We start from the raw sequence: 12,610 nt of genomic DNA, 5'->3' as shown, positions 1-12,610 counted from the left end.
ATCCCCCACTTCCGTGACAAGACAGGCAAGGCCGCGTTGAAACACATCCCCCGCAAGCGCTTCGGGCAGCATTTCCTGTCCGACCACGGCATCATCGACGGCATCGTCTCGGCCATCGCCCCCCTGCCGGGCCAGCCCATGGTCGAAATCGGGCCCGGCCTGGCTGCTCTGACCCAGCCCCTGGTGGAGCGCCTGGGGCGCCTCACCGTCATCGAACTGGACCGCGACCTGGCGCTGCGCCTGCGACTGCATGGCCAGCTCGACGTGATCGAATCCGATGTGCTGAAGGTGGATTTCACCGCCCTCGCGCAGGCCCTGCGCGAGAAGGCGGGCCAGCCCGGGCTGCGGCTGCGCGTGGTGGGCAACCTGCCCTACAACATCTCCACGCCCATCCTGTTCCACCTGCTGGAGCATGTGCAGGTCATCGAAGACCAGCACTTCATGTTGCAAAAAGAGGTCATCGACCGCATGGTGGCCAGCCCCGCCACGGGCGACTATGGCCGCCTGTCGGTGATGCTGCAATGGCGCTATGCCATGGAAAACGTGCTGTTCGTGCCGCCCGAGAGCTTCGACCCGCCCCCGCGCGTGGACAGCGCAGTGGTGCGCATGGTGCCCCATGCCGAGCCCGCGCCACTGTCAGTGCCCGTGCTGGAAGAACTGGTGCAGGTCGCCTTCAGCCAGCGCCGCAAGCTGCTGCGCCACACCCTGGGCCGCTGGCTGGAAGCCCGCCAGTTCGCAGGCACCTTCGACACCCAGCGCCGCGCCGAGGAAGTGCCCGTGGCCGAATATGTGGCGCTGGCGCAGATTTGCTCTTGAATTGATAGCTATCGGCGCTTGATGGGCGCGCGCAAGGCGCCATTTTGGCTGTGGATGCGGTGGCGTATCGGGCGATGATGCTCACCCAGCCTGCGATGGCGTCGCGCTTGCAGCTTCGGCGCCTCATTTCGCCACCACCGTCTCAACTGGCGCAGCCCAAGCCAGTGACACCGCGCAAGGGCCGCCCCGCCGCGCTGGTGTCGTCCCCCTTCCCGGCGAAGCCGAGAGAAGGGGGAAGCGGCGCAGCCGCTCAGGGGGATGTACCGAGTTATGCGGCGCTGAGCCAGTAACCCGCGTTGAACGGGCTGCTCATGCGCAGCGCCATCGGGGAGACGTCCACGAGCTTGTCGGTCGGCATCTTCTCGGCGGATTCCGCGTGGATCTCGATGCCCTTGACTTCCTGGGCGCCGGTAGCCTCGTTCGCCCGTTCTGCTTGGCTGGTGGATGCAGAACGGGCTACAGAAAAGAATAGAAACACCGGAACGGGATCTTGCGGTCGCCCCAGTAGTCCGCCGCGTCGCGGAAGATGTCGAGCAGTTGCTCGCGTGCTTCCTTGTCGAACTTGGCCGTGGCGGGGATCTGCTCCAGCACCACGATGAAACCTGGCTGCGGGCCCGATTTGTGCAAGGGGTCCGTCATGCAGTCGTACAACGCGTCGAAGTTCTTGCCGAAATGCGACGGGAAGGTGAACTGGGCGGCAATCAGGTCCAGCACATCCTGCTTGGACTGCGCGTGGGCCAGATTGGCATACAAGAAATGATGACCCATAGAGGTGGCCGCATCCTGCAGGTCCTGCACGCGGAAGGCGCGAATGGACTGCACGATGTTGGTGCGCACGCCACGCAGTGGCGTTTCCAGGTCTTTACGAAGTGGCGTCTGCATCTCCGCTACTCTTTCTTTAGAAAGTCCACAAACTTCTGGCTCTCCGCAGGGCTGCGGAATGCAGCCTGCGGGTGGGGGATTCAAGGGGGCGCACTGACCGCTGCCAGCGTATCTCTGGCCTGCGTGCAGCGCAACGGGTGTCACTCGACGATTTCGCGAAAACTGGCGTAGTGATCGCTGGTGTAGTAGCAGGCATCCGGAACCCGGGGCTTGCCGCCACACACAATGCGCCGGGCTCCCCGGTTGCGCGATCCTGGTGTTCTGACGGTGTACTCACGGTAGTAGCCCCGCTTGTGGGCGGGCAACAGCCGCTCGCGGTTGCCGAAAACTGTTCCGTCCTTGTCATACGGAAAGGGCCCTCCTTCACGGATCAGCGCATACGTGGCGCGCCCTTGGGGCGGCAACTCGGCCAATACGATGGGGGGGATGGCGCCGCCGGTAGACGGGGCGTTTCGTGCGTGCCCCATTGCCGGGGACAACACGAACGCAACACCCAAAACACACAAAAACCCTGCTTTGCGCGCCCGGGTGGCTACAGCCTTCAACATCAACGAACCTTTCACACGACTTATGCAATTCGGGGACAGGCAGGTCGCTTGTCCTCTAAAAACGCACTTCATGCACCCTTGTTTGCATAAGTCCAGCGTCCAGAAACCTACGGGTTAACCCGAAATTTCGAGCCGCTAGTGTCGCTCAACGGCCCCCAAAAAGCAAGCGTCTGCACAAAGATTGGGCAGACGCTGAAGGGTTGATCAAGTGCTTTAAGTTAGCACTTGCTACTGTCTTGTGGCTTATCTTGAAACGTTGGCGTCGGCCACCGTCAGGGCAGTCATATTGACAATCCGGCGCACAGTGGCGCTGGGTGTCAGGATATGGACGGGCTTGGCCGCACCCAGCAGCACGGGGCCGATCGCAATGCCGCCACCGGCTGCGGTCTTGAGCAGGTTGTAGGCAATGTTGGCGGCATCAATGTTGGGGAACACCAGCAGATTGGCATCACCCGTGAGTTCGCTGCTGGGCATGAGGGCCGCGCGGGCCTTGCCGTCCAGCGCCACATCGCCATGCATTTCGCCGTCCACTTCCAGCCAGGGTGCCTGCTGGCGCAGCAGCTCCAGCGTCTGGCGCATCTTCACGGCGCTGGGGTGGTTGCTGGTGCCAAAGTTGGAGTGCGACAGCAATGCAGCCTTGGGCTTGATGCCAAAACGCATCATTTCTTCGGCCGCCAGGGCGGTGATCTCGGCCAGCTCCTGGGGGGTGGGGTCGTAGTTGACGTGGGTGTCCACCAGGAACACCTGGCGGCCGGGCAGCATCAGGCCGTTCATGCAGGCATACACCGGCACGTCCTGCGCCGTGCTGTCGGCGCCGCCCGCGTGTTTGCCGATCACCTGGTCGATGTAGAGCAGGTGGTTGGCGGTGGTGCCCCAGGTGCCGCAGATCAGGCCGTCCACCTCGCCCTTGTGCAGCATCATCGCGCCGATGAGCGTGAGGCGGCGGCGCATCTCGATCTTGGCGACCTGCTGGGTGATGCCCTTGCGCTCCGTCATGCGGTGGTAGGTCTGCCAGAAGTCGTTGTAGCGGTGGTCGAAGTCGGTGTTGACCACGTCGTAGTCCACGCCTTCCTTCAGGCGCAGGCCGAATTTTTCGATGCGCTGGGCGATGATGACGGGGCGGCCGATCAGCGTCGGGCGGGCCACTTTTTCGTCCACCACGATCTGCGCGGCGCGCAGCACACGCTCCTCTTCACCTTCGGCATAGGCCACACGCTTCTTGGCGGCATTGCGTGCTGCGTCGAAGATGGGCTTCATCGTCGTGCCCGAGGCATACACAAAGGTCTGCAGCCGCTCGCGGTAGGCGTCCATGTCGGCGATGGGGCGCTGCGCCACGCCGCTGTCCATGGCCGCCTGGGCCACGGCAGGCGCGATCTTCATCATCAGGCGCGGGTCGAACGGCTTGGGGATCAGGTACTCGGGGCCGAAGGTGAGCTTCTCGCCCACATAGGCCGCCGCCACCACTTCGCTCTGCTCGGCCTGCGCCAGCTCGGCAATCGCGTGGACGGCGGCAATCTCCATTTCATCGGTGATGGTGGTGGCGCCGCAGTCCAGTGCACCCCGGAAGATGTAGGGGAAGCACAGGACGTTGTTCACCTGGTTCGGATAGTCCGAGCGCCCCGTGGCCATGATGATGTCGCTGCGCACGCTGTGCGCCAGCTCGGGCGTGATCTCGGGGTTGGGGTTGGCCAGCGCGAAGATCACCGGGCGCTCGGCCATCGTGGCCACCATCTCGGGCTTTAGCACGTTGCCAGCCGACAGGCCCAGGAACACGTCCGCACCCACCATCACCTCCGCCAGCTTGCGCGCGTCGGTCTTCTGCATGAACTGGCGCTTGTCGTCGTCCATCAGCTCTTCGCGGCCTTCATAGACCACACCGGCCAGGTCGGAGACGAACACATTCTTGCGCTGCACGCCCACCTTGAGCAGCAGGTTTAGGCAGGCCAGGGCAGCAGCGCCCGCGCCGCTGGTCACCAGCTTCACGTCTTCAATCTTCTTGTTGGCCACCTTAAGCGCGTTCACTATGGCCGCTGCCACGGTGATGGCCGTGCCGTGCTGGTCGTCGTGGAAGACCGGGATCTTCATGCGCTTGCGCAGCTCGCGCTCCACATAGAAGCAGTCCGGGGCCTTGATGTCTTCGAGGTTGATAGCGCCAAAGGTCGGCTCCAGCGCCGCGATCACTTCCACCAGCTTGGCAGGGTCCTTCTCGTCGATCTCGATGTCGAACACATCGACGCCCGCAAACTTCTTGAACAGGACGGCCTTGCCTTCCATCACCGGCTTGGAGGCCAGCGCGCCGATGTCGCCCAGGCCAAGCACGGCCGTGCCGTTGGAGATCACGGCCACCAGATTGCCGCGCGCGGTGTAGCGGAAGGCATTGGCCGGGTCCTTGACGATCTCTTCGCAGGGGGCCGCCACACCGGGCGAATAGGCCAGTGCGAGATCGTGCTGGTTGATCATCTGCTTGGTGGCAGCAATCGCCAGCTTGCCCGGCTTGGGAAACTCGTGGTATTCGAGAGCGGCACGGCGCAATTGGGCGCGTTTGTCGGAATGGCTGTTGTTGTTCTCGGCCGTGGTGTTCTCGGGCATTCAGTGTCTCCAGCGCAGTCAATCAGGCAGTCAGGATGGAAGCAAAAAACCGTGCCGCAGCGGGGCTGCAGCGGGCTGTCAGCTTTGTAAGGGTCTGCGATTGTAGGGGGTGGGCGGTAAAAACCCTAGTAAGCGAATCTGCTTATATGGGTGTGGGTGTTTTGACTTTCTTCGCTTTACTTGGGCACCTGTTCTGGATCCTCCCCAGCGAAGGGCTGATCCATGCTGACGTGTTGTGTTTACGGGGCCCAATTTCGTTTGGAAATAAAGAGTGACAACGGAGAGGGCATTGGTTAAAACCCATGGATTCAAATTGTTAATCCATTGAGGTTAAAGCCTTGAGTGCCTCTACGCGATACCTGCTGAACCCGCAGGAATGCTGAGTGCCCTTCTTATGAAGAAACCAGAAACGGCCACCACCTGGTGGCTCACGGGCCTTCCGGGCGCCGGAAAAACCACCCTGGCGCAGGCCTTGGCAGCAGCCTTGCGTGAGCGCGGAGAACCCGCTTGCGTGATTGACGGCGATGAACTGCGCATGGGCCTGTGCAAAGACCTGGGATTTGACGAAGCCAGCCGTGCAGAAAACGTTCGCAGGGCGGCGCACATGGCCCACCTGCTCAATGCCAACGCCATCCATGCGGTCGTTGCCATGGTCTCTCCTGCAGCACCCGCACGGGCGGCAGCGTACGCCACGATCGGCGAGGGGCGTTGCAAGGAAGTCCACGTCAGCACTCCGCTGGACGTTTGCGAAAAACGCGACCCCAAGGGCCTTTATGCGCGGGCAAGGGCTAATCAGCTGACACAGATGACCGGAATACAGGCGGGCTACGAGACCCCTGAGTCTCCCGCATTGCGCATTGACACCAGCCAGACCGAATTGCAAGTTGCCGTGCAGCAACTGCTTCGGGCCTAGGCATCCACGTTCACCCACTACCAATCTTTCATGACCTCCCTGGCCGCTCCTCGCTACCACTTCATCACAGGCCTGCCCCGATCGGGCTCCACACTGCTATCGGCACTGCTGCTCCAGAACCCACGCTTTCACGCAGGCATGACCAGCCCGGTTGGTGGTTTGTTCAAGGGCATGCTCAACCAGTTAGGGGCAGGCAGCGAATTCGGTCCCGTGGTCACTAAAGAGCAACGCAGGCGGCTGTCGCGGGGGCTTTTCGACAGCTATTACGCAGACCAGGTGGGCGAAAAAGAAGTCATCTTTGACACCAACCGCATGTGGAGCGCGCAGATGCCCGCGCTGATGGACCTCTTTCCCGGGGCCAAACTCATTGCCTGCGTGCGCAACGTGGCTTGGGTGATGGACAGCATAGAGCGCAGGTACCGCGCCAACCCCTTCGAGATCACCCGCTTGTTCAACGACGACACCGAGCGCAACACCGTCTACAGCCGTGTAGATACGCTTGCCCAGCGCAACCGCATGGTCGGCTACCCCTGGACAGCGCTCAAAGAAGCCTTCTACGGCGAACACGCCAGTTCACTGTTGTTGGTGGACTACGACCTGCTTGCGCAGGCGCCACAAAAGGTGCTGCCCTTGATCTACCAGTTCTTGGGCGAGCCCGAGTACGCGCACAACTTCGAGCGGGTGAAATACGACGCCCCCGAGTTCGACGAAGCGCTGGGACTGCACGGGCTGCACCAGGTGCGCCCACAGGTGGGGCTGCAGCGGCGCGAGACCATCCTGCCGCCGGACCTGTTTGAGCAGTACAGCAAGCTTTCGTTCTGGCAGGACCAGACCAACAGCCGGGCCAGTGTGATCACGGCCAAACCTGCTGCTTCCACCGAGAATCGTTGATCGCTCCTATATTAATAGCTGACTTTGCAATGTAGACAGGCGCAAGAGCCACTTTTTAATCACAACACCATGACCACTGACCACACTCCCGTCGTCTCCACATCTCCTGTCCAAGAGGTGCTCTTTGTCGACAGCCGGGTTCCCGACCTGCAGGCAATCATTGCCTCAGCCCGCTCCGGTGTGAAGGTGGTCATTCTCGATCCGAATGAAAGCGGCGTGGCCCAGATGGCCAAGGCATTAGAAGGGGTGCACAGCCTGGCGTCCATCAGCGTGGTCTCGCACGGCGATGAAGGTGTGCTGCTGTTGGGCAACGGCCCGCTGTTCAGCGGAAACCTGGAGCAATACCAGGCGCAGCTCAAGGCGATTGGCGCAGCGCTGGGTGCTGACGGCGACCTGCTGCTGTATGGCTGCGACGTGGGGGCGGGCGAGGCGGGAGCCCAGTTCCTGCAGGCGTTGGCGCAACTGACGGGGGCGGATGTGGCCGCCTCCAACGACAGCACGGCGGGTGCAGCGCGTGGCGGTGATTGGGATTTGGAAGTCACCAGCGGGCAGATTGAGGCGACTGCTGCACTGGATGTGCAGGCGCTGGAGGGTTATGAATTCAGCCTTCACACGGCAAGCGTTAGCACTGTGGCGCAGCTCAAGGCAGCTATTGCTACGGGGAGCACGGATGGCTCCGCCGATACCATCACCTTCACTGGGAACATCACGTTCGCCAGTGCGGCAGACGCTGTCGCCATCAATGTGACCGATGGACACAACATGTCCATTGTGGGTGGTGGTTTTACTCTCAGCGGTGGAAATCTCGCACGGGTTCTCGACGTGACGGCGGGCACCGTGTCCATTGACAACCTCACCATCGCCAATGGTTTTGTGACCGGTACGGGGGGCGATCGCACTGCGGGGGCGGGGGGGGCGGGGGGGGATGCGCTGGGCGCTGGTATTTACAACGCGGGTACTCTTACGATCACCAACAGCACCATTTCTGCAAACAAGGCCGCAGGCGGCGGCGGAGCGGGGGGGAACCTGTTCAATGGCTCGGCTGCAGGCGCTGGCGGCGGAGGCGGTGGCTACGGATCAACATTTGGTGGGGTTGGTGGCAACAATTTTGGCGGAGGCATCCAGGCTGGCCCCAGCGCAGGTGTGGGTGGGCGTGGCAGTGGGTTCAATAGCGGCAGCAACTTTTTGGGAGGCGCTGGCGGATCTACTGTGGGTGGCGCAGGTTCGAACTACGGGGGGGGCTATTCGAATGGCGGTGCGGGTGGTAGCGCCAATGCTGGCGGCCCACTGCAGATAGGCGGCGGCGGCGGCGGGTCGGGGTACGATGCTGCGGGAGGACGCGGCGGAAATGCCGCCGGTGGCGTTTACAGCATCGGTACGCTGACTGTCACTACCAGCAGTATCACTAACAACATCGGCGCAGGCGGCGGTGGCGGTGGCGGCGCATTTGGCGGCCATGGTTCCGGCGCAGGCGGTGTGGGCGGTATCGGCATTGGCGGTATCTGGAACAAGGGCGGCACCGTCAAACTGGATGCAGCAACCAATGCTTCGCTGTCCACGGGAAACACCGGCGGCGGTGGGGCTGGTGGCGCGGGAGACACCCCCGGCACAGCTGGTTCCACGACATCCACGGTCTCGACCACTAATGGCGGCACCACGGTTACTAACTATGTTCCCCCTAGCCTGACCAATGCCACCTACGACGCCAGCACCGGCACGCTGGTGGTCACCGGCGTTGCCATGACCAACGGCGGCGCCATTGACGTGAGCAAGCTGAGCCTTGCAGGCCAGGGCGGCAGCTACACCCTCACCAGCGCCAACGTCACCGCTTCGAGTGCCACCAGCTTCACGGTCACGCTGAACGCGGCCGACAAACTGGCCGTCAACGGCATCCTTAACAACAACGGCACCAGCGCGGTGGACACCACCACCTTCAACCTGGCGGCAGCCGCCAACTGGGATGTGACGGCTTCAGCAGCGGCCGACCTCACCGGCAACGGCGTAACGGTATCGAACGTGACGGCCCCGACAATCACATCGGCCACCTACGACGGCACCACCCACGTCTTCACCGTCACCGGCACCAACCTGGTCAAGACTGTCGGTGCCACGAATGACATCACGGTTTCCACATTGACGATCACGGGCGAAGGCGGTGCAACACGCACTCTGTCTACTACCGGCAATGTCGAAGTCACTTCGGCCACCAGTTTTACCTTTACCCTGGCCGGTGCCGACATCGCTGCGGTGGATTCGCTTTTGAACAAGAACGGCACGTCATCGGCCAGTAGCAGCACCACCTACAACCTTGCGGCGGCCGATAACTGGAACAGCACAGTGACGGGCGGCAACATTGCCGACCTCACAGGCAATGGCATTACCGTCTCCAATGCCGCTCCGAGCATCACCAGCGCCACCTATGACGCAGCCACCGGAGTTCTCTCCGTCTCGGCAGTCAACATGGTGGGTGGTGACACCATCGACGTGAGCAAACTTTCCCTTACGGGCCAGGCTGGCTCCTACACGCTGACCACAGCCAACGTCACTGCCAGCAGCTCGACCGCATTTGCAGTGACCTTGAACGCTGCTGACAAACTGGCCATCAATGGCATCCTGAACAACAACGGCACTACGGCGGTAGACACCACCACCTTCAACCTGGCAGCGGCCGCCAACTGGGACCAGACCGCCACTTCAAGTGCAGACCTGACAGGCAACGCCGTGACGGTATCGAATGTCACGGCCCCCACCATCACATCGGCCACCTACGACGGCACCACCCACGTCTTCACCGTCACGGGTACCAACCTGGTCAAGACCATTGGCGCAACGAATGACGTCACGATTTCCACATTGACGATCACCGGCGAAGGCGGCGCTACGCGCACTCTGTCGACCACTGGCAACGTGGAGGTCACCTCGGACACCAGCTTCACCTTCACCCTGACCGGTGCAGACATCGCTGCGGTGGATTCGCTCTTGAACAAGAACGGCACCTCGTCTGCCAGCAGCTCCACCACCTACAACATCGCCGCAGCCGACGATTGGGACAGCGTCATTACCGGCGGCAACATTGCCGACCTCTCGGGTAACGGCATCACCGTCTCCAATGCGGCACCCAGCATTCTTTCCTCTGCGTACGACGCAGCCACCGGAGTCCTCTCCGTCGCGGCCGTCAACATCGTGGGTGGCGACACCATCGATGTGAGCAAGCTGTCCCTCACGGGCCAGGCTGGCAGCTACACCCTGACCACGGCCAACGTCACCGCCAGCAGCTCGACCGCATTTGCGGTGACCCTGAACGCGGCGGACCAACTGGCCATCAACGGCATCCTGAACAACAACGGTACCAACGCGGTCGATACCACCACCTTCAATCTGGCCGCGGCCGCCAACTGGGACCAGACCACCACATCGAGTGCCGACCTGAGCGGCAACGGTGTGACCGTGTCGAATGTCACGGCCCCCACCATCACCAGCGCCACCTACGATGCCAGCACCCACGTGCTGACCGTCACAGGCACCGGCCTGGTCAAGACCATCGGCGCCACCAACGACATCACCGTCAGCGCACTGATGATTGCTGGAGAGGGCGGTGCTACCCGCGCCCTGACCACCACCGGCAACGTGGAAGTCACCTCGGCCACCAGCTTCAGCATCACCCTGGCCGGCGCTGACCAGGCGGCGGTCGAAGCCCTGTTCAACAAGAACGGAACCAGCTCCACCAGCGGCAGCACCTACAACCTGGCAGCGGCTGACGACTGGAACAGTGTGATCACCGCAGGCAACATTGCCGACGCCACCAACGCGCTCACCGTGAGCAACGTCGCGGTACCCACCATCACATCCGCCACCTATGACGCCAACACCGGAGCGCTCACAGTCACCGGCACGGGACTCTCCGGGCGGACAGGCGCCGTCAACGACATCGTGGCCGACAAATTCAGTCTGCAGGGCGAAGGTGGTGCCAGCTACACGTTGACCACCACCAGCAGCGTGGAGATCACCTCTGCCACCAGCTTCACCCTGACCCTGAGCGCGGCGGACAGACTGGGCGCCAACCTCCTCCTGAACAAGAACGGCACCAGCTCCACCAGTGCCAACACCTACAACCTCATCGCAGCAGAGGACTGGAACGCAGGTGCTGACGCTGCGCTGGTCATCGCCGACCCCACCGGCAACGGCATCACGGTGAGCAACGTCGTCGCGCCCACCGTCACCAGCGCCACCTACAACGTAGGCACCGGCGTGCTGGTTGTTGCTGGTAACAACTTCCTGAGCCTCACTGGCGCTGCCAACGACATCACCGCCAACCGCATCCGCCTGCTGGGACAAGGCGCGTTCAACTACACGCTGACCGACACATCCAACGTGGACATCACGTCCAACACCAGCTTCACGGTCACCATGAGTGCCACCGACCGTGCGGCACTGGCCCTGCGCATGAACAAGGACGGAACGTCATCCCTTGACACCACGACCTACAACATTGGCATGCTGGAAGACTGGAACACCGGTGCGGCCACTGCCGTTGTGATTGCCGACCTGTTTGGCAACGGCGTCACAGTCAGCGGCAACGACCCCGATGCCCCCGTCTGGGCCTCGGCCAGCGTTAATGGCGCCAGCCTGGTGCTGACCTACACCGACGCCAGCGACCTGGATGCCGTCAACGTAGCAGGCACAGGAGCCTTCGCCGTAGTCTCTGGTGGAGTCGCCAACGCCGTGACCGGCGTGGTTGTGAACGGCCCCGCCAAAACCGTGACGCTGACCCTGACGACGCCGGTAGGGTTTGGCCAAGTGGTCACCGTGGCCTACACGGACCCCACGGCAGGCAACGACGCCAACGCCATCCAGGACATCCAGGGCAACGACGCCGCCAGCCTGGGTGTGACCGCTGTCACCAACAACACACTGGATACCACCCCCCCTGTGGTGAGCACAGCCACTGTGACCGCCAACCAACTGGTCCTGAGCTACACCGAAGCGACCACACTGGACGCGATCAACACCGCCGCCAACGGCGCCTTTGTGGTGATGGCGGGAGGCTCAGCCAATGCCGTCACCGGCGTGGTTGTCAACGCAGCCGCCAAGACCGTCACCTTGACCCTTGCATTCGTTGTGGGCGCCGGCCAGACCGTCACCGTGGCCTATACCGACCCCACGGCAGGCAACGATGCCAATGCCGTTCAGGACGCAGCAGGCAACGATGCCATTAGCTTCGCAGCCCGGCCAGTGACCAACCTCACCCCCGCAGATCCTGATCCGACCCCGGTTCCCCCCACACCAACCCCTGTTCCTCCCACGCCCGGCGTGCCCGACAACGACGGCATCCCCGGCCCGGTGGAAGACCAGGCGCCCGGGATCCCCGGCCCCGGTGGCAACACCACCCCGGGCGACGGCAACGGAGACGGCATCAAGGACAGCGAACAGCCCTCGGTGGGCTCCGTCGGCTTTGTGCTCAGCCCCACGGGCGAGAGCAACCCGGGCAGTGCACCCCCCACCTTCACCACCCTGGTGGCCAGCAGCCAGAACGGCAAGGTGGGCAGCGGCAACGACAACTCCCGCATCACCAGCCTGACGCAGAAAGACGCGCCAGCAGACGCCCCGGCGGGGCTGCAGACCCCCATCGGGCTGGTGAGCTTCACAGTGCAACTGGCCCCGGGCAAGACCAGCGAAAGCTTCAGCCTGTACCTGGACCCGGCGCTGGGGGTGAACGGCTACTGGAAGCAGGACGCCAGCGGCACCTGGGTGAACCTGGCGAGCGAGCCGTATGGCGGCAAGATGGTGCTGGAAGGCGGGAGGGTGCGGCTGGACTTCCAGATCACGGACGGAGGGCAGTTTGATGCGGACGGCAAGGCGGACGGGATCATCACGGACCCGGGGGCGCCGGGGCACATGCCGCTGTCGATCGTGGGGCTGGCGCCGGACATGCCGCAGGGGTTCTGGTTTTGAGCGGCCCCTGCAGCCTGTC

8 protein-coding genes are annotated in these 12,610 nt (G+C 62.9%); 4 read left to right on the top strand and 4 right to left on the bottom strand.

Features of this window, described 5'->3' with window-relative positions:
* Nucleotides 1–36 precede the first annotated feature (36 nt).
* The gene (gene rsmA, locus ACYZGB_RS01475; RefSeq protein ID WP_462386420.1) at nt 37–816 is read left to right on the top strand and encodes a 16S rRNA (adenine(1518)-N(6)/adenine(1519)-N(6))-dimethyltransferase RsmA; all 780 of its coding nucleotides are present in this window, start codon (nt 37–39) and stop codon (nt 814–816) included.
* Between the two features lie 268 nt (nt 817–1,084).
* Here the strand turns inward: rsmA and ACYZGB_RS01470 are convergent, their stop codons facing one another.
* The 4 genes from ACYZGB_RS01470 to ACYZGB_RS01455 form a co-directional block, all read right to left on the bottom strand.
* Nucleotides 1,085–1,294 carry a hypothetical protein gene (locus tag ACYZGB_RS01470; RefSeq protein WP_094289781.1) on the bottom strand — a complete coding sequence of 70 codons (210 nt, stop codon included), beginning with the start codon at nt 1,292–1,294 and terminating at the stop codon, nt 1,085–1,087.
* Nucleotides 1,273–1,698 carry a barstar family protein gene (locus ACYZGB_RS01465; protein WP_063461487.1) on the bottom strand — a complete coding sequence of 142 codons (426 nt, stop codon included), beginning with the start codon at nt 1,696–1,698 and terminating at the stop codon, nt 1,273–1,275. Before ACYZGB_RS01465 ends, ACYZGB_RS01470 begins: the two co-directional genes overlap by 22 nt.
* A gap of 140 nt (nt 1,699–1,838) precedes the next feature.
* On the bottom strand, nt 1,839–2,246 hold the full coding sequence (locus ACYZGB_RS01460) for a guanyl-specific ribonuclease (protein WP_462386613.1): 408 nt from the start codon (nt 2,244–2,246) through the stop codon (nt 1,839–1,841).
* Nucleotides 2,247–2,489: 243 nt separating this feature from the next.
* On the bottom strand, nt 2,490–4,835 hold the full coding sequence (locus tag ACYZGB_RS01455) for an NADP-dependent malic enzyme (protein WP_462386418.1): 2,346 nt from the start codon (nt 4,833–4,835) through the stop codon (nt 2,490–2,492).
* A 376-nt stretch (nt 4,836–5,211) separates the two neighbouring features.
* Here ACYZGB_RS01455 and cysC point away from each other — a divergent pair, with 376 nt between their 5' ends.
* The 3 genes from cysC (at nt 5,212) to ACYZGB_RS01440 (ending at nt 12,591) form a co-directional block, all read left to right on the top strand.
* On the top strand, nt 5,212–5,748 hold the full coding sequence (gene cysC, locus ACYZGB_RS01450; protein WP_462386417.1) for an adenylyl-sulfate kinase: 537 nt from the start codon (nt 5,212–5,214) through the stop codon (nt 5,746–5,748).
* A gap of 30 nt (nt 5,749–5,778) precedes the next feature.
* A complete protein-coding gene (locus ACYZGB_RS01445; protein WP_462386415.1) occupies nt 5,779–6,639 on the top strand; it encodes a sulfotransferase family protein in 861 nt (286 codons plus the stop codon).
* Nucleotides 6,640–6,708: 69 nt separating this feature from the next.
* Nucleotides 6,709–12,591: a DUF4347 domain-containing protein gene (locus ACYZGB_RS01440; RefSeq protein ID WP_462386414.1), complete on the top strand. Its 5,883-nt coding sequence runs from the start codon at nt 6,709–6,711 to the stop codon at nt 12,589–12,591.
* Nucleotides 12,592–12,610 lie beyond the last annotated feature (19 nt).

The sequence above is a fragment of the Acidovorax sp. Q11 genome, assembly GCF_054950075.1.
Note: the sequence above shows the minus strand (reverse complement) of the source record. Positions and strands in the feature narration are given on the sequence as shown.

What these genes read in the sequence shown, in the direction of transcription:
- ACYZGB_RS01445 (WP_462386415.1), top strand. Translation starts at nt 5,779, where the DNA reads ATGACCTCCCTGGCCGCTCCTCGCTACCACTTCATCACAGGCCTGCCC.
- cysC (WP_462386417.1), top strand. Translation starts at nt 5,212, where the DNA reads ATGCTGAGTGCCCTTCTTATGAAGAAACCAGAAACGGCCACCACCTGG.
- ACYZGB_RS01455 (WP_462386418.1), bottom strand. Translation starts at nt 4,835, where the DNA reads ATGCCCGAGAACACCACGGCCGAGAACAACAACAGCCATTCCGACAAA.
- ACYZGB_RS01440 (WP_462386414.1), top strand. Translation starts at nt 6,709, where the DNA reads ATGACCACTGACCACACTCCCGTCGTCTCCACATCTCCTGTCCAAGAG.
- ACYZGB_RS01460 (WP_462386613.1), bottom strand. Translation starts at nt 2,246, where the DNA reads ATGTTGAAGGCTGTAGCCACCCGGGCGCGCAAAGCAGGGTTTTTGTGT.
- ACYZGB_RS01465 (WP_063461487.1), bottom strand. Translation starts at nt 1,698, where the DNA reads ATGCAGACGCCACTTCGTAAAGACCTGGAAACGCCACTGCGTGGCGTG.